Raw genomic sequence first — 19,497 nt, forward strand, 5'->3', positions numbered from 1 at the left:
CTCGCCTTTTCATTTTTTATAATTTGTAATCACAAATTGTTTGTATTGGATTTTGAAGAATCGTGTTGATTAACCCATGGATCTGATTTAATATTTCCTGTATTTTCTCTGCTTCATATACCGTTTGATCATATCCAAACTTTATTGTAAGTCTTTCTTCAGGGAAGCACATAATTCCATACTTTACATGTGGCTCATCAACAACTTCGTAATCCGTGATAGCAAAATGTCTGTTTTCATTTGAAGAAAAGATTGCTGGATTAGTTGGATAGTTTTCAAAAACCCAAAGATGGTCAGTCAACTCAGTTTTTAATTCACTTTGCTTTTGTATATCAACAAATGAATAGTATGCATACTCATTACATTTCAATGTCTCTAGTTGTACCTTTTGCAAGAAGTCCACAAAAGATTGCGTTTCTGTCCATGCTAATCGGATAGGCAAAACATTTGTGAACAGACCGAACATATTTTCAATTCCTTCTACTTCGGGAGGTCTGACTGATACTAGATTAGGCAATACTACTTCTCTCGTTCCGTTAAATTTGCCAAGCAATATTCCCCATACAGCTAGTAATGCTGTATTCATAGTTATATTATTTTTAGTTACAAATGTCTGTAACTGATCAGTCAAATCCTTGTCTAATGTTAAATCCATAAAAGTGAAGTTTAACCCTTCACTTTTAGATGGGACTTTCTTTTTAGGAATACTAATTTTCTGATTGTATCCTGATAAATAATCTCGCCAAAAATGACGTGCTTTCTCATGATCTTGTGCCAAAGTCCAATCTATAAATGTTTCAAAAGGTTTTACCATAGGTAACCCCGCCGTAGTTCCGGCATTTGTAGTTTCGTAGAGCTGGAATAATTCGTCTATCAAAATGCTGACGCTCCAACCATCACATAATAGATGATGGGAACTCCAAATTACTTTATGCTCGTTATTACCTAGTTGGAATATACAGAGACGTGTCATAAGTTCATCATTTTTAAATCCTCGACTTAAATTTTCATTCATCCACTGTTTTAGGAATTCTTGCTGTTCTTGTTTCGTCATCTCAATCAAGTTTTTTATTTCTGAATTTATTTGAACATCATATAGAACAGCTTGCCAAGGTTTTGCTTGTTCATCTTGCACAATTATTGTTCTTAAAGAATCATGACGATCAACTAATTGTTGGAAACACTGAATAAAGAGTTTAATATCCAGCTCCCCCTCAAGTGCCCAAATTGTTTGTTCAAAATATGCATTTGTATCAGGTTCATTCGTAGCATGCTCATAAATAACTTCCTGGAAAGGTGCTAACGGGTAAATACGTTCTATTTTCATATCCGGCATTTTTTCTTGTATTTTGTTAAGTGTATGTTGATTAAGTTGTTTATCTTTAACATTTAGTAATGTAGCTTTATTATCGTTCATTATGTTTACATCATTTGTTTGTGAACTTGAAAACTGGTCTAGCTTTTTAACAAATTGAACCATGTCCCTTAATATAGGAAATGAAAATATATTTTTTGGTTCAAGCTCGAATCCTTGTCGATACAGTCTGACGGACACTTGAATCGCTTTTATCGAATCTCCACCTAAGGCGAAGAAATGATCATTTACTCCAACTTGATCTATTTTGAGTACTTCTTGCCAAATACTAGTTAATATTTTTTCCATTTCAGTTTTTGGGGCAATAAATACTTCATTTTTTTGTTTCTCCGGAGTAGGGAGCGCTTTTCTATCTAATTTCCCGTTTGGAGTCAGGGGTAATTGGTCCAAATAAACAAAATAAGAAGGAATCATATAATCTGGCAAGTGATCTCGCAAATGCTTTCGTAGTTCTGTTGTACTAATATTTTGCTCAGTTACCACATATGCAACTAAAAATTTCATTCCGTTCTCATCTGTTTGATCAATTACGACAGCATGTTCGACTTGTTTATAAGTTAGAAGACAATGAGAGATTTCTTCTAACTCTACTCGATATCCTTGAATTTTCACTTGGTAATCTTGGCGGCCTAAAAATTCAATATATCCCTCAGAATGCATTTTTCCACAATCTCCTGTTTTGTATATAAGACCAAAATCAGGATGTGACACAAACGCTTCATTTGTTTTCTTTTCATCATTTACATATCCTTTAGCAAGGCCCACTCCCCCGATATATAAATCTCCAATTACACCAACAGGGCACATTTTCTTTTCATAGTTCAACACATAATACGTTTGGTTTGCCAAGGGCATCCCGTATGGAATACTATTCCAATGTGATTCCACCTGTTTGACCGGATAATAAATTGACCAAATCGATGCTTCTGTTGCCCCTCCTAGTGAAATTACTTCTGCAATCGGAAAATGTCGTTTTATTTTTTCTGGTAAAGAAAGCGGAATCCAATCTCCACTATGTAAAACTAAACGTAAAGAAGAATGTTCAAAATGAGAACCTACTTGATCCAATGCCAAATCCATGATTGCAGGCACTGTATTCCAAATTGTAATCCCTCTACGTTCGACAGTGCGGATTAATTCTTGCATGTCTCTCGGATCACGAATCATTACTAACATTGCACCTGTGCTTAAAGCTCCGAAAATATCGTATACAGATAGGTCAAAACACATGGAAGAGATACCAATAATACGATCATCTTCATTCACCTCATATTTTTGATTTATGTCTTGAATAGTATTTGTAACCGCTTGGTGAGTAATAATTACTCCTTTTGGTTTTCCTGTACTTCCTGAAGTGTATATAATATAGGCAATATCTTCTGGACCAGCAATAGCGGGCATATCTTCTGTTGTATAAAATGACAAATGATTTTCTTCATAAAGACTAGGTTCTAATAAAAGCTTGCATGAGCTATTTTTTAAAATATATGTTTGGCGATCTAAAGGATGATCGGGATCAATCGGAACATAAGCGGCACCTGCTTTTAAAATACCTAACATATTAACAATTGTGTCAACTCGCCTTTTTGCTAAAAGACCCACTTTGTCACCTAGACCAATGCCTTGCTCTTTTAAGAAGTGGGCAATTTGATTGGAGCGTTTATGAAGTTCCGTGTATGTTAACCATTCTTGTTCAAATACCACTGCTACTTCATCCGGTGTACGTTTTACTTGGTCTGTAAATAATTGATACAGAGTAGTTGAAGGTATTTTTTCTGTTGTTTCATTGTATTGCTTAATTAAAATTTGATCCGATTCTTTCATCTGCAAAGATGTTATATCGCTTTGTTTCACCAATTGTTCCAATAAGTCAACAAATTGGGAAAACATTGCTTCTATTACATCAACATCAAACAACTCTTCAACATAGTTCCAGCTAATTAGTAACTCTCCATTTTTTTCAATTACTACATTATCCAAATACACTTGTGGAGTCCGAGCATGAATATAGCGAAGAGAACCAAGTTGTTCCCAAGAGAAAGCACCTGCACCTGCTAACATCGAGGTGAAAACGATTGGCATAACTGCTTTTGGCGTCATTTGATGATATCGAGTAAAATCTCGAATAAAGTTAACTCCATCGTAATGACGATGTTCAAGGCCATCTAATAAAGTAGCTTGCGTTTCTTTTACTCTAGTAAAGAAAGTTTGCTCTGGTTTTACATCAACATCCAATAAAATAAGTGATGTGAAATCTCCAACAATCTGTTCTACTTCATCATGAACAGGATAACGGTTAAATACAGTCAAGTTAATTGCTAATCGACGTTGATTACTCCAATATGCCAACACATCACCATATATTGTACAAAGTAGAGCGGAAGGCGTTACCTCTTTCTCTTGTGCTAACTTTCGTAGCTTTGTCCATTTTTTATTATCCAGGATTTTTGTAAGTGATTGGAATTTAGGAGTAGCAATCTCTGCTGGATCCTTTTTTAACAGCAAAGAAGGTGCAAACGGAAAGTCAGGAAGCTTACTTGTCCAATAATCTTTTGCTGTTTTATATTCTTCGCTTTGTTCCATTTCATCATAGATAAACATATAATCTTGAAAATCAAAAGATAAAGATTCTAATTTTTGATTTGGTTTATAATAATAATGCAACAAATCCTGTCCAACAATGTTCATGCTTGCTCCGTCCATTAATAAAGCATCGTATCGAAAACATAATAAATACGTGTCTTCTTTTAAAAGAAAAGCTTTCAATTCAAACAAAGGCCATTGCCCCAAAGGGAATACATGGTTAGTCATTCGAGAACGCTCTTCTTGTAAGCGAGCATGTTGATTCCTATCATCTAAATCTATGAGACTCTCTATTTCAATCTCGTAATCAGGAACGCTTTGTAATATTTGCTGTTTTCCCTCTGGTAAAATTACAGCTCGCAACATTGGATGACGATGGATCACCTTTTGAAAACTTTTTGAAAGACGATTGATATCCAATGCTGTTTCATATTCAAAATATGTTTGAGGGGAAATACCACTTAATTCAAACTGTGAATTCCTTCCTAACATATACGCTGTCTGAACTTCTGTTAAGGAGAATGGATTAGACAAATCTTTAACATGAGTTGGTTTACTTTCAAAGTTTTCTTCTTTATGCTCTAACTTTACACAAGAACTCAGTTGAGCGATTGTAGGGTGCTTAAAAAAATCTGTTGTACTTATTTTTAAGCAGTCTTTTCTTAATAAATTAATTACCTGAAGTGCTTTAATGGATTCTCCTTTTAATGCAAAAAAATTATCATGAATACCGATTCCCTCAATCTCCATAACTTTTTCCCACGCACGCACCAATTTTTGTTCAATTTCATTGCGCGGGGCAACGTATGGAATTGATACATAATCCGTTTGGGTTATATCCAATAACCTTTTTCTATCCACTTTTCCATTTGGATTCAATGGAATCTCTTCTACCTGAATCATTTTTTCAGGAATCATAAACTCAGGTAATTTATCACTTAAATATTTTCTGATTTCACCAAAAGACACCTTGTTATCCGATACATAGTAGGCAGCTAATAATTTCCTATTTCCATACACTTGATCAACAACGATAGCCTGGTTTATTTCTGGATATTCCCTTAATTGAGTTTCGATTTCTCTTAATTCAATCCGATACCCTCGAATTTTCACTTGATGATCCATTCGACCTAAATACTCAAGTTCTCCATTAGGCAACCAACGAACGAGATCACCTGTATGATACATCATTTCCCCTGCCGCAAAAGGACTCTGTACAAATTTTTCATCTGTCAGTTTACTTTTACCAAGATACCCTCGTGCTACCGCTACTCCAGCAATGCAGAGTTCACCGGGAATTCCAAATGGTTTTAATTGGCCATACTTATTCAATATATAGGAATGATAATTCGGATTTGGTTTGCCGATCGTAACTTCTTTGGAAGTGCTCAAGTCTTTTACTGTTGCGCAAATGGTTGTTTCTGTGGGACCATAAATATTTAAAATTGTTGCTTCACTGATACAACGAATTTTTTCAACCAAATCAATGGAAAATGCTTCTCCTGCTAATAAAATAGATTTTAAATCTTTTAGAAAATTTGCCCCTTCTGGATCACTCAAAATCACTTCCATTCGCGATGGCGTTGATTCCCATAAATCCACCTTATGTTTTTTGACCAAATGAGCCAATTCTTTTGTTGCAAACTGTTCCTCTGTAGCAATTACTACTTTTGAACCTTGCGTTAAAGGAAGACATATTTCTAACAAGGAAATATCAAAAGATACACTAGCAAGAAACAAGAATGATTGATTAGCTTTTACTTTTTCTCTCATTACATTTAAAAAATGAACTAGCGATTTTTGTTCTATCATTACCCCTTTTGGATTTCCTGTCGATCCTGATGTGTAAATAACATAAGCCAAATCATTAGGATTATGTTCTCGTACTAAATTACTTTCTTCACCTTGGAAAAGATATTCTTTATCAAGATACAGTACTTCACCCGCAAATTGCGGCAATACTTCCTCTGTTCGCTTACTAAGTAAATATTTTGCTTGACTATCTTGTAACATATATTCAATTCGTTCAGTTGGGTAGTTAGGGTCGATTGGTAAATACGCTGCTCCTGCTTTTAAAATCCCCATCATACCAATAATCATTTCTAATGACCGATCTACCATAACGCCAATAATACTTTCTTTTGAAACACCTTTACTTTGAAGAATAGAAGCCAATTGATTCGCTTTCTTATTCAATTCTCTATATGTCAAAGATTGATCATTACAAACAACAGCAATTTGATCTGGAGTTTTTAATACTTGCGCTTCAAACAAATCTTGAAATGATTGAAACAAGTCTATGCCCGTTTGAAAAGTATTCAATCCTTCTAACAACTCTTTTTCTTCTTCTGCAATAATACAAATATCTTTCAATGCCAAATTCGGATTTTGTGAAACTTGCTTTAAAACATAACAATACGAATTGGCAAACTGTTGCAAAGAAGAGAATGAACGGGACTTACAAGAAATTTGAAATTCAAATTCATTATGTATTTCATTCCATTTTCTTCGTATCCATAGGGCTAAATTATTCTCTGCGTATTCTTCTAGCGAATTTTCATTATGTAATCCTTCCATCCCGATTACAATTTGAAAAGGAGTTAAATTGTGTTTAACTAATAATTCAGAGAGCGGATACTCCTGATTTTCATACCCGAATAAAGTCGTTTGTTCAATCTCATTTACTAATTGTTTAAAGGTGTGATGCGGATGGATTTCACTTCCTAAAGGAATCAACTTATTAAGATTCTCACTTTGTTCAAGATTCTTTTCAATTATAGGAATACCAATAGTAATTCTTTCTTGATCTGTATAATGTGCCAAACAAACCCTTAAAGCGGCTTGAAACCAGCTAAATAATAATAAATCTTGAGACTTACTTATTTTTTGTATACTTTTACTAAATTCTACATTTACTATGACTTGAACGTACTCACAAGGTGTTTCTTTATTTAGTTGGTAATCGCTATTAAATTTAAATACAGAAAAATCGAGAATCTCGGAAGATAATTGCTCCTTCCAAAACGCTTCTACTTCTTTATTTTCATGAATTGAACTTCGATCTTTAATGTGCATTTTTATCTTTATCCCCCTAATATTCATTTCTTCTACTCGTTAATTTTTAAGCCAACTTCAAGCCCATGGAGAAACACTTGATGATTATCCAAACATAAAAATTGCTGAATATCTTCAAATTTCATATGACCAACTGAACAAACCCCTAAATTTAATGTTTCAGCAACCATATTTAAGGTAGCAGTGATAATGCCTGACTCAATACAAGCAAATAAATATCCATCTGAACCGTATTTCGGGATGGAAGCGTTCGCATTATAAACCAAATAAACTGAGAAGGCAGATTGAGTAAATAAATCCTGATTAATTAACTCATGATCACTTTTGATTACTTGATCAATGCTGTTTACAATCACAAGACTATTTTTTGATGGGTTATAATAATAAAATCCAGCTTTCATACCCTCTATACGTTTTGGTTTTACATAAACAAAGATATCAATGGGATAGAGCCCGCCTGCACTTGCGTAATGATAGTATATTTTTTCTTCCCTAACCTGTTTTAGAGTTGATAAGAATCGGGAAAATTCCGAAAAACTAATATGTTTTTCCATATCAAATTGACGACAAGATCTACGTTCCTTAATTATAGTAGGTAGCTCATTTGTTGTTTCAAGTTGAATTTCGGTCGACCGTGCAGCAACGTGCATGCGATTTAATTGTTCACTCATATACTTATCTAACTTTTCTTTAGAAAAGCGAATCTGGTTGCTATATGGATTTGAAAAAATCTTTTCTTGTGAAGAAAATACTTCTCTTGGGTGTAATATGTTACTTACTAACACACGATTTTTTATCATGAGCTCTATGTTTTTTTGTGTCTCTTCTACATTTCCTAATGAAAAGCGCTCTACTAGTTCACTGATTTTCACACCTTTTTGAGCCATAAAATAAAGATCAGGAAACCACTCAGACAGAATACCTGTAAATCTCATTTCCCCTATCAAAACTTCATTATGCAACTTCTCCCAATGCTTAATCGGAGACCAGTAATAAATTTTCTCGCTCATATAACCCTCCATAAACGTTTAACTTATTTTTGAAATGCAATTTTCTAATCTTCAAATTTTTTTAAAATTCCGTTCCTTGTCTCATAGTGATTATAAATACATGCACTTTAACGAAACTTGAAAATAATGAAATAACTTTTTCTTCATTAAAATTTTTTATTTCATCATAAAAAATGATTTTTTTTTGGATATTTCACATCCTTTCCCATAGTAATCCTATAAGGTATAAACCATTTATAACATTGAGAATATTCATGTATTTCCAATGTGAAATTATTGTAATGGATTGGAGAGCGGTTGAATATAGTTATTAAATCAAATAATGTTGAGAAAGTTTTATTTATTATATTGATAAAATTTTATGATGTAATTTATTACAAATAGATTAAGAAAAGAGTTTTAAATTTTTCTTAATCAGTTAGTGTGAAAATATCACATACTATTACATAGAATCGAGTTACTTACATTTCATATTCAAAATAGAGAAAAGACACCTTGAATGGTGTCTTTTCTCTATTTTAATTCCATATACTTTTTACGCCTTTGTTATTTTTAAACGATTTGTAGGAATTAATACAACTCGAACATCTAGTTCGTTATATGTTCGAATATATAATAAACATTATCTGAATTACGAATGTATTTCAGATAATTTTATAAATAAACTCAAAGATATCTTCTTCTCCTACTGCCACAAAAGAAATAATCTATTGCTTATTTCTTTTGTTAAATTGTAATATAATTACAGTATGTGAAATTATATTACATTAACTTTAAAAACGAAGTGAGAATAATCTTCACTTCGCTTTTTTCATTTGCAATCCTTATTAAATTTGCTCAATGCAGTATTTATTTCCACATTCTTCGCTTTTATTTAATCGGTTTCTCTGTTTTTAAGACAAATGAACTTAATGCAGGAACTTTAATTTTATTGTCATGGACAACATAAAGTGGTTTACTTCCCGCCTGCTTGCTGTCTACTAGTACTTTCCAAGGCCCTTTCGATGGAAGTGTTATTTCAACAGCTTCTCTATTTGCATTGTGAGCCACTGTAAAGTATTCATTTTTATTCCCCTCTATTGTATAAGCTACAGTATTTTTCGGAGCATCAATAAATGATACGTGTGTTTTTATTTGCTCTGCAGATGTCATTCGAAAAGCTGAGTACTTTTTGCGTAATTCTATTAAACCCTTCATATAATCTACTTCATTATTAAACGTTGCACGGCGCAGCCAATCCATCTGGTTAATTGAATCTGGAGATTTGTAACTATTATGATCACCGTATTTCGTCCGCATAAACTCTTGCCCTGCATGTAAAAATGGAATTCCTTGTGATGTTAATAAAATTGAAGAAGACAATTTGTGCATTTGTTTTCGCACTTCTTCACTGTCACCTGAATTAGTTAACTCAAGTTTATCCCATAATGTATGATTGTCATGTGCTTCCACATAAGTTAATACCTGTTCCGGATCTTGATAGGTAGACGAATTTGTATCGTAGTCAATACCTGCCGTAATACCTTTTTTAATACGATCTTCCATGTTTTCCTTTCCATTTATAAAACCATTTTCCTTTTCCTCAAATACACTACCTTTCAACCCATCACGTATATTATCGTTAAAATGAGCAATCCCTTTCATTTTCTCTGCATTTTTTTGATTTGCTTTCAGCTCAGCTGCAAGAGGTGTATTTAAATCCCATCCTTCTCCGTGTAGTATAATAGAAGGGTCAATTTGATTAACAGCTTTACGTATTTCATTCATCGTTTCATAATCATGAATACCCATTAAATCAAAACGGAATCCATCTAAATTGTATTCTTTTGCCCAATATGTGACGGAATCTATCATAAATTTCCTCATCATTTTTCTTTCTGAAGCAGTATCATTTCCTACTCCAGTTCCATTTGCAAATGTTCCATCTTCATTGTAACGATAATAATAACCTGGAACTAACTTATGGAAATTAGATTCAGCAGCGTTATACATATGGTTATATACTACATCCATTACCACACGAAGATTATTATCATGTAGTATTTGAACCATTTGCTTTAATTCAGTTATTCGAACAGTTGGCTCATAAGGATTTGTAGAATAGGAGCCTTCTGGAACGTTGAAATTTTTAGGGTCATATCCCCAGTTATATTGCGGTTCATTTAAAGTCTCTTCATTTACTGAAGCATAATCAAATATCGGTAAAAACTGAACGTGAGTAACACCTAGATCCTTTATATGATCAAGTCCTGTTTTTACACCTTCTGGCCCTTTTGTTCCTTTTTCTATTACACCTAAATACTTCCCTTTCTGTTTAATACCACTTTCAGGTTGGATGGAAAGATCACGTACATGTAACTCATAAATAATAGCATCTTCCGGATTTTTAAATTTTGGCTTTTTGTTTGCTTTCCATTTTTTCGGATTTGTTTCTTCTAAATCAACAACCGCACCTTTATCTCCATTTACAGAAGCAGCACGTGCATACGGATCAACTGCTTCAGTCCACTTATCACCAATTTTGACCTTATACGTATAAAAGAGCCCTTTTTGGTTCCCTTTTAGTTCTGCTGTCCAAGTTCCCTTTTCACCTTGTTGCATGTTTATTTCAGTACCTATTTTATCGTTCCATTTTTTATATGTAACTAACTTCGCTTCACTTGCAGTAGGAGCCCATACACGGAACTTTGTATGTTGCGCGGTATATGTATTCCCTAAATCGTTACCACTATAATAAAATAAATTATCAAATTCCTCGCTACGAATGACTTTACCAATTTCAGTATTCGTATCAGCTAAGTTTTCTATTTTAAGTTTGTATGTTTGTTTTAAATCAATTTTCTGTTCCGTAATTATTTTAACCTTATTAGTAATATCTCCACTGTTTGTATCATAAGGAGTAATATTTTTAATTTTAATGCCTTCAATTTCAATTTTCTTTTCCTTAATATTAAACGGGACATTAGTCGTTACAGTAATTTCATTGAAACTATCAATAGTTGCTTTTTGAATTGAGAGATCCGATGAAGGCTTAGAGTTATATACTTTTTCATCACCCGAAAGAATCCATACTTCAGCACGACCGTCCTTTATATTTTCAATCCAACGATCCCCACCATCTTTTTCCCATTCATTTGTTCGAACTATAAATCCTACACGATTATAGTCACCGTCTATTTTTATCTTAGCGTATTTTCCAAATTCATCTTCACCAGTAAATTCATAAGATGTACCATTTGCATTTTCTCCCCATAACCAAAGATTCCAGTCTTTTGTATTTCCAAGCTTTTCTTTGTAATGAATGATAATTTCAGTTGTTTTCGAATTTGAAACTGCCTTCACACTCTGAAAGGAGAAAACAGATGATAACATAATGATTAAAGTAAGTAATAAAACTGTTTTATTAATTAATCTTTTTGTAATTTGCACCACATACACCCTTTCTTCAAATATTACTAACGATTTATTATGCTTACACTGAATAACACTGCTTAAATTAATCTAGAAATCTCTTTTACTTCACCTCCATATTGGCTATTTTCACGTATGTATTTCAATGACCTTTTAATACGAAAGCGTTTGCATTAATGCTTAAAAAAATAGATTTGTTTATGCCTTCATATATTTGTAAATACTAAAAGATCAGGGAAATCATTTTAAAGCAATCGTTTGTTATCGCTTTCATTTTATAGACTTTCTATCAAGAGGTCAATATATTATTAATTTTCTGTTTTTATACACTTTAAACCTTATTTATTTGTCGCTACTTCTTAAAGAGAAAGCGCCTCATTATTGCTTAGTCAGTTTATTTTCAATAATACATTGCTACGTAAAAAAACAGCTAATATCCTTAAAATGATATTAGCTGTTTTTTCATAATGTATTAATATATGAATGAAAACTATATTTCTAAATTACTTAATTTTTGCTGCATCAAATGCTTTTTGAACTGCTTGAACTTCAGCTGTATTCGCACCATATTTATTAGTTGCCACTCGAATACATGCTGATTTCAATTCCTTGAAATTAGAAGTCATGTTTAACTCATCTGTATTTGCATAATAGAAAATATCAAACATTTTATCTTCACCAATTCCTTTAACAGTTACTCCGTTATGAGTTCCGCCTTTCGCAATGAGATACGCAACTTTATTAATAATACTTGAATTAAAATGAACACCGCCTTGATCCCATCCATTAAAATCGTTAAATTCACTGTAATCATCTGGATAAGGTACTCCTAGTGAAGATGGAACAGAAGCTGGGTTTTCCATATCACGGAAAACAGATCCCGTTTGTTCTCCCATTGTCCAGTTAAATTTTCCATTATTTACGTATTTCTCAATAGATGTTCCCATAATATCAGATAGCGCCTCATTAATCGCACCAGATTCCCCGAAATATTCAAGGTTAGATTCGCTAGAAGTAACAGCGTGTGTAAATTCATGTCCAGCTACGTCATATGCTTTAACAATAGGATCCCCATATACAAGCATACTTCCATTATTAGCACTTAATGCATTCTGCCAATTTTTCGGATCATTCGTCTCTTCAGAATCCCAAGCGTGTACAACTGAAACTACCTTTTGTCCCTTATTATCAAAGCTATTACGCTTGTATTTATCTTTATAAAAATCAAATACTTTTGTTGCTAAGTAATGAGCACTTACTGCTTTTGGATCGTTAAATGTTGCCGAAGTACTAGTCGCTAATGTACCAGGATAATAGCTTTCTTCTTTAGTAATATCTCTGTAATTCACATCATATGTTTCAATTCCTTGCCCTCTTGTATAATCAGCAAGAGCATATTTACCATTACTTTGTTTAGAGATACCAAATGAACGAGAAATACCTAAATCATCTTTTCCTGTTCCGGTTAATGATGTAAGACTGCTTTGTTTACTTTTCTTTAAAGCTCCAACTAGTTTGTCACTGGCTTTTAAGTTAGATTCTTGTACCATATTTTTTAACATATCACCATTTTGTGCATTTACTAAATAAGTACCAGAAACATAGTTTGGTGTTGCAGCTTCAAAGGTAACTTGGTATGCATTTTTTGCTTGTCCATTATTTTCATCAACAAAAATAACCTCTTTAACTTCTGGCTCAGTAATAAACTTGATATCGTTCCCGTACTTCGTATAAATAAATTGTTTTGCTTCATCTTTTGATAGATTAATAGGTTTTTTCAATTCTTCTTGTTTTAAATTTTGCGCGCTATCACCTGAAACACTTTTAATAACACCATTATTATCTACGTGTGCAGTTAATTGATGACCATATACTTCTTTTCCTTCGTATGTTTGCTGCATACGTACAAGTGTAGTTCCATCATACGAACCACGTTTTTGAAGGACTTTATAATCTACTCCTGCTTCTCCATTGACTTGTTTTTGGGACAGAGCTTGCTCTGTTTTCTCCTTAAGTGCATCCTTTACTACATTTTCTGGTGCCTTTTGTGACGGTTGTGTAAGTTCACCCGAACGGAACGATTCCTCCTGAATTTGAACTTGTAACTGATCTGTTTCCTCTGCATGACCTACCCCATATGGTGCCACAGCTGTTAAAGCTAATCCTGTTGTTAATGCTACCTTAGTTAATGTCTTTGTGTTTTTCATTATTTCACCTCGTATAATTTTTGAAATAGAAAGCTTGTACAAAGTATACTGTCTATTTCTGTCGGAAAAAAGAGAAAATACACAATTTATGTAACATTATGCAAAATTACATAAATTGTGGTCAATATTATAAATAATGAACGGAACACATATGAACATTAATTTGAATAAAAAAGAGTCCTTTTAGGCGCTCATCCAATTGGTTAATTATCTATATTCATTCTAATAAAAGTGCACTTACATCTAAATAACAACATAAAAACCCACTCTTTACTATTAAGAGTGGGTTTAATGTTATTAAAATAACAATTACTATAAGAAACCTTATAATTTATATTTTTTTAGTAATCCTACTAAGTTTTTTGTAAAATTCACCTTTTGTTTTTATATGCTTAAACTGATTTGGATTAATATTTGCTTTTTGTGAGAGTGCTACAATCTCTTCTTTTGTAATTGAATCTTTCGTATTTATAGATGCTATATTTGTGTATTTTCCGTCTTCTGTTTTTGGAATTTCTAAAATCCCTTTATTCACAAGATCAACTACAGCCTTATGCTCTGAAGAATGTAAATCTACACCAGTAATTTTCCAATTATGCATAACTTTCGGTGTGTATACACCGTTCTTTACCTCTTTTAAATATGTAATAGCAAGGTTACGAATGGTTCCACCTGTTTCTCCAAATGCATTCTCTTGTTTAGATGACCAAATTTGTTCAAACTTACGCCCCTCTAAAGCTCCCCCTTTTGCCTGAAGAGCCTCCATTCTATATGCATTCATTCCCAGCGTCATAACATCGCTCATTTTGATTGGTTTGTTTGTACGAATAGAGCGTAAATTTGTAATTCTGCTTCCGTATGGTTTTGTTAAGTCAATTTCGTATTTTACGCCTCCAAAGAAATCGTTCGTACTGTATTTAGATGCACGGCGGGTTTTATCAAAGCTAACGGTTACATCTCCGGCACGAGATGAGTTAAAATATCCTGCTGCCCATTCCATATAGTCTTTTAAATCTTTTCCAGAAATCTTATATACTGTAATTTCTCCCAAGGCATATTGGTAATTGTACGCAATATCTTTTTTCTTAATAGGACCTGTATCCAAACGGGCATAATCATTATCAATTTGATGGGCTACTACATCTGCTTTACTGTAGTAGAGCATGACTTCATGAAAGAAATCTGATAAAGGTGTTTCTTGAATCTGAACACTTGGAATACCCTTTATTTCATTTTCAGGAACAAGATTTCTATCCTTTAATTGAGCGACTACAACATTTGCATCTCCTCTCGCATATTCGTGAAAAGGTGTTAGTGTTTCTTCAAGTGTAGGATCAGATAATATCGTTGTTCCATCAGCATTTTTTACAGGTATAGCGGTAGCAGTTTTATCTTTTAAAACCAACTTCCCATCTTGCTTTGTAAAAGTAAGGTCAATACGTGAAATATGTGTTCCATATTTATCTGGCTCTGTAATAATTACGCCATTTACAACTTCTTTTTTTACAAGTTTATGCATGTGAGCCGCAAAAATAGCGCTTAGTTCCGGACAAGCATTTGCAATATCTTGAACACCAGTACCAGGGATACCATTCTCATTTTCTAATCCCATATGCATAACTCCTACCATTACATCTACTTTACCTTCTAATTCCTTAATTGCCTTTTTCGTCTCTTCTACCGGATTTTTCACCACTAAACCATCTAAGTGATCTGTCCCTTTTTCAAAATCACTAATCATTGGTGTATTCATACCAATAATCCCAACTCTAATTCCATCTTTTTCTACAATTGTATATGCAGGAAGAAAGCGCTCTCCATTTTGCTTGTAAATATTTCCTGCTAACGTTTTTCCCTTATATTGCTCACTAACTTTTTTCAATGTATCTAATCCAAAGTTGAATTCATGATTTCCAAATGCCCAGGCATCATACCCCATTGTATTCATCGCTACCATCATTGGCGATTGTGGCTTATCGTTGAATAATTCTACTGAGTTTCCTTGAATTGTATCCCCGGCATCTACTAATATGGTATTTGGATTTTCTTGACGGACCTTCTTTATAACCGTATAAAGCTGCGTCAAACTTCCACTCATATTTGCTCCATCAAGCGCATAATCCCAAGGCATAAATCTACCATGAATATCTGCAGTACCTAACAATGTAATATTAACTTCAGATTCCTCAGCCTTAGAGATAGATGGTTTGACTATTACTGCCGTTCCAAGCAGTAATAGAATTACAAAGTAACATACATAGTTCTTCCATTTCATTTTTTGCATAATAATAATATTTCTCCCCTTTTTGTACTTTCATAAAGTTGCTTGAACTTTAAAAATGTAACTTATTATTCAGGAAACTTCAACTACAAAAGATAATTTTGAAGGTGGTTCTGTTGCAAAAATAAAGAGAATAAATTGCATACATCCCCTAACAGAATTGTATTTTATCGTTTTCTGACAGAATACTCCTTCCTTAAGCGTGTGAAGTGTACTTTCAAAATAAGAACATATCATTTATCATTATTTCAATTTATTAAAACGGGCATATACAATATGTTATGATGATTAATTTTTTGAATTTCGTTGCTGATTTATTTCCTTCTAAATAAAACACTTTCAAAAAAAATAACCCCGCTCTTCATTTAAGACGGGGTTACACTTATACAGAAAATCGGATAGTTTCATATTTTCTTAAGCTTATTGGTCACTTTCAACTAATTTCATTCTATTTTTGTTTTCTTCTGAATCAATATGAATCAACCATTTTCCTTGTTTATAATACGTATCAATAACTAGGGAATAATTTTTACTTTTCAATTTCACAAAGCAATTTTATCTCTTTGATTTGTAACATATGACGCTGTTCATGCAAATAGATCAGTTCTATCCACTGATCAAGGGGCAATTCTCCAAGAGCTGGATGCATCACTGATTTTTTCGCTAATACAGACTCATCTTCTATTGTACTCAGGAAACGAATCAATTCTTTTCTTGATTCGTTTAGCATATTGAGCATTTGCTCCACTTCAAATGGTTCTATACTTGGTTCAATCATTTCTGGAGCTATAAACTTTTTCGTTCTATCTAATAAAATAGTATGAATTTCTTTACGCACATTTTGGGTACTATCTAACTTTTTTAACCCTGAGGAAATAACTGTTATCACTCTCTCATCTAATAAAACTAAATGATGACAAACTTGTGCAATACTCCATTTATCCTTATCTGGTTTCCTATTAAATTGAGCATCACTCAACAAAGAAATTTCCTCAACTAATTGATTTCTCGTTTCATAAAACTTTTCATTTACAAATGTATCCATGCGGATTCTCCTTTCATTGCAACCTACATACTTAAATTTCTACGCTAAAAATATTATCTTCGAAAACAGATTTTCTTTCACTACTATTCCAATTTCATTTTAAAGCCACAAATGAAGTTATTTGTTTTTTTGTATGTTTTTAATTGGCACAAATAAATCAACCTTTAACTTTCCTTCTAGATCTTCAGCAACATTATTTAAGCAAAACTCTAAATTATCTCTATCATAATCTGCACCATACTCACTATTTAGTAGCCACTCTGCATACATGTATTGATACGCTTCACTTAATTTATGAGGTTCATCATAGAACTGGTATAGACCATATGTACCTCCATCTAATCTTTTAAATTGCACGTCATGATACTTTTCTTTATCGAAGTTTTCAGGAATCGTAACACATGCATCATGCCGGCACTTATGACTTGCAACAAGTTCAGGATTATCTAATGATATTCCGATAAATGATTGCTCTGGTGGATACAGTTTATTTTCAATTGACCAGTTCAGTAACTTCCCCCAGTGATCTTGCGGTTCAAAGTAGCTACCAGTTCGTCTTATATACGCTACTTCTAATGGTGGTAATTTTTTTATAACAACTTTCATTTATATCTTCTCCCCTATAAATATGTACACTGTTTAATTAGCTTTTTTTTACATTTATTCCTTCTTAAATTAAAAGAATTCTCTAATCATATAAAGTGAAACTTTAATCAGCGGGAGATGAATTTTAATTGAAATATAATTGATTACTATTACTACTACTAAAGTAGTATGTACTTTCATACTTTTATTTGATTTTACATTCTTTTTAAATCGATATATTAATTGTAAGAAAATAAAAAGGTGGAGGATTTTAATTGATTAAAGGAATATACGAAGCGCATTTACCAGTATAATGTCCTATCAATTTATCATTAAATAAATGTAAAAAATGGCCCTATTTATTCATTTTTAATGCGTATGTATGTACATTTGTTAATTTATTCGATATATTATGGGTATTGAATGATTACGTAAAGTGTAAAGGTCGCTTATATAACACCTTATATTTTTATATCCGTGAAAACTACAAAGTGTATGAAAATCCATTTGTCAAATGAATTTAGTGCGGAAGGAGGTTTGTGGTTACTTCATAGGGTATAATAATCAGTTTTTACTGATAAAAATATAGGAGGCGACATAATGTTTCGTACGATTTCAAATTTCATGAGAGTAGCTGAGATAAGAAGGAAAATCCTTTTTACACTAGCGATGTTAATCGTTTTTCGAATTGGCACGTTTATTCCAGTTCCTCATACTAACGCAGAGGTATTAAAAGTACAAGATCAAGCTAACGTTCTAGGTATGTTAAACGTATTTGGTGGAGGAGCATTGCAACATTTCTCAATCTTTGCTGTAGGTATTACACCATATATTACAGCTTCCATCATAGTACAATTACTACAAATGGATGTTATACCTAAGTTTTCGGAATGGGCAAAGCAAGGAGAAATGGGCCGTAAGAAATCAGCTCAATTCACTCGATACTTTACAATCATTCTCGCATTCATACAGGCCATCGGAATGTCTTATGGCTTTAATAATATAGCAGGTGGACAATTAATAACAGATCAAAGCTGGACTACATACTTATTTATTGCGACAGTTTTAACTGCAGGTACTGCATTTTTACTTTGGTTAGGCGAACAAATTACCGCTAACGGAGTTGGTAATGGTATTTCGATGATTATCTTCGCAGGTCTCGTTGCCGCGATTCCAAATGTTGCAAATCAAATTTATTTACAACAATTCCAAAATGCTGGCGATCAGCTATTTATGCACATAATAAAAATTGTTTTAATTGGACTCGTAATTTTAGCGATAGTTGTTGGTGTTATTTACATTCAACAAGCTGTACGTAAAATACCGATCCAATATGCAAAAGCTGTTTCAGGAAACAATCAATATCAAGGAGCAAAAAACACTCATTTACCGCTTAAAGTAAATAGTGCTGGTGTTATACCAGTTATCTTTGCTTCTGCATTTTTAATGACGCCGCGTACAATTGCGCAGCTCTTCCCTGATTCAAGCGTATCAAAATGGTTAGTTGCAAATCTTGATTTCGCACATCCAATTGGAATGACACTTTATGTCGGTCTTATCGTTGCTTTCACATACTTCTACGCATTTATTCAAGTAAATCCTGAACAAATGGCTGAGAATTTGAAAAAGCAAAATGGATATGTTCCTGGTATTCGTCCTGGTAAAGCAACTGAACAATATGTAACTAAAATTTTATACCGTTTAACATTTATTGGTGCAATTTTCTTAGGTGCAATTTCTATATTACCGCTCGTATTCACGAAAATTGCTACGTTACCACCTTCTGCTCAAATTGGTGGTACAAGCTTACTTATCATTGTCGGTGTAGCACTAGAAACTATGAAGACGTTAGAAAGCCAGCTTGTAAAACGTCATTATAAAGGCTTTATTAAAAAAGTGAATTAATTATCAAAAACACAGTTGGT

8 protein-coding genes are annotated in these 19,497 nt (G+C 33.0%); 1 reads left to right on the plus strand and 7 read right to left on the minus strand.

The features are described from left to right. Window positions 1-16 precede the first annotated feature (16 nt). From OXT04_RS03610 to OXT04_RS03640, 7 genes are all read right to left on the minus strand, one after another. Window positions 17-7,033 carry a non-ribosomal peptide synthetase gene (locus OXT04_RS03610; RefSeq protein WP_267413126.1) on the minus strand — a complete coding sequence of 2,339 codons (7,017 nt, stop codon included), beginning with the start codon at window positions 7,031-7,033 and terminating at the stop codon, window positions 17-19. 32 nt (window positions 7,034-7,065) lie between these two features. Continuing rightward, on the minus strand, window positions 7,066-8,043 hold the full coding sequence (locus OXT04_RS03615; RefSeq protein ID WP_016512704.1) for a SagB/ThcOx family dehydrogenase: 978 nt from the start codon (window positions 8,041-8,043) through the stop codon (window positions 7,066-7,068). An 870-nt stretch (window positions 8,044-8,913) separates the two neighbouring features. Further along, a complete protein-coding gene (gene pulA, locus OXT04_RS03620; protein WP_097923859.1) occupies window positions 8,914-11,472 on the minus strand; it encodes a type I pullulanase in 2,559 nt (852 codons plus the stop codon). A 485-nt stretch (window positions 11,473-11,957) separates the two neighbouring features. Further along, a complete protein-coding gene (locus tag OXT04_RS03625) occupies window positions 11,958-13,661 on the minus strand; it encodes a M4 family metallopeptidase (protein WP_097821832.1) in 1,704 nt (567 codons plus the stop codon). A 331-nt stretch (window positions 13,662-13,992) separates the two neighbouring features. Beyond that, on the minus strand, window positions 13,993-15,945 hold the full coding sequence (locus tag OXT04_RS03630; protein ID WP_001171091.1) for a bifunctional metallophosphatase/5'-nucleotidase: 1,953 nt from the start codon (window positions 15,943-15,945) through the stop codon (window positions 13,993-13,995). Between the two features lie 526 nt (window positions 15,946-16,471). After that, entirely contained in the window at window positions 16,472-16,987 is a 516-nt protein-coding gene (locus OXT04_RS03635; RefSeq protein WP_267413132.1) for a DinB family protein, read from the minus strand. A 117-nt stretch (window positions 16,988-17,104) separates the two neighbouring features. Further along, window positions 17,105-17,593, minus strand: coding sequence for an AraC family transcriptional regulator (locus OXT04_RS03640; RefSeq protein WP_000869614.1), 489 nt, complete (start codon window positions 17,591-17,593; stop codon window positions 17,105-17,107). Window positions 17,594-18,172: 579 nt separating this feature from the next. On the opposite strand from OXT04_RS03640, the gene secY reads away from it, so the two are divergent. Then, on the plus strand, window positions 18,173-19,477 hold the full coding sequence (gene secY, locus OXT04_RS03645) for a preprotein translocase subunit SecY (RefSeq protein ID WP_000490135.1): 1,305 nt from the start codon (window positions 18,173-18,175) through the stop codon (window positions 19,475-19,477). Window positions 19,478-19,497 lie beyond the last annotated feature (20 nt).

Origin of the sequence: Bacillus sp. GC_Bacil_1, assembly GCF_026540675.1 — a bacterium.
Lineage (GTDB): Bacteria > Bacillota > Bacilli > Bacillales > Bacillaceae_G > Bacillus_A > Bacillus_A cereus.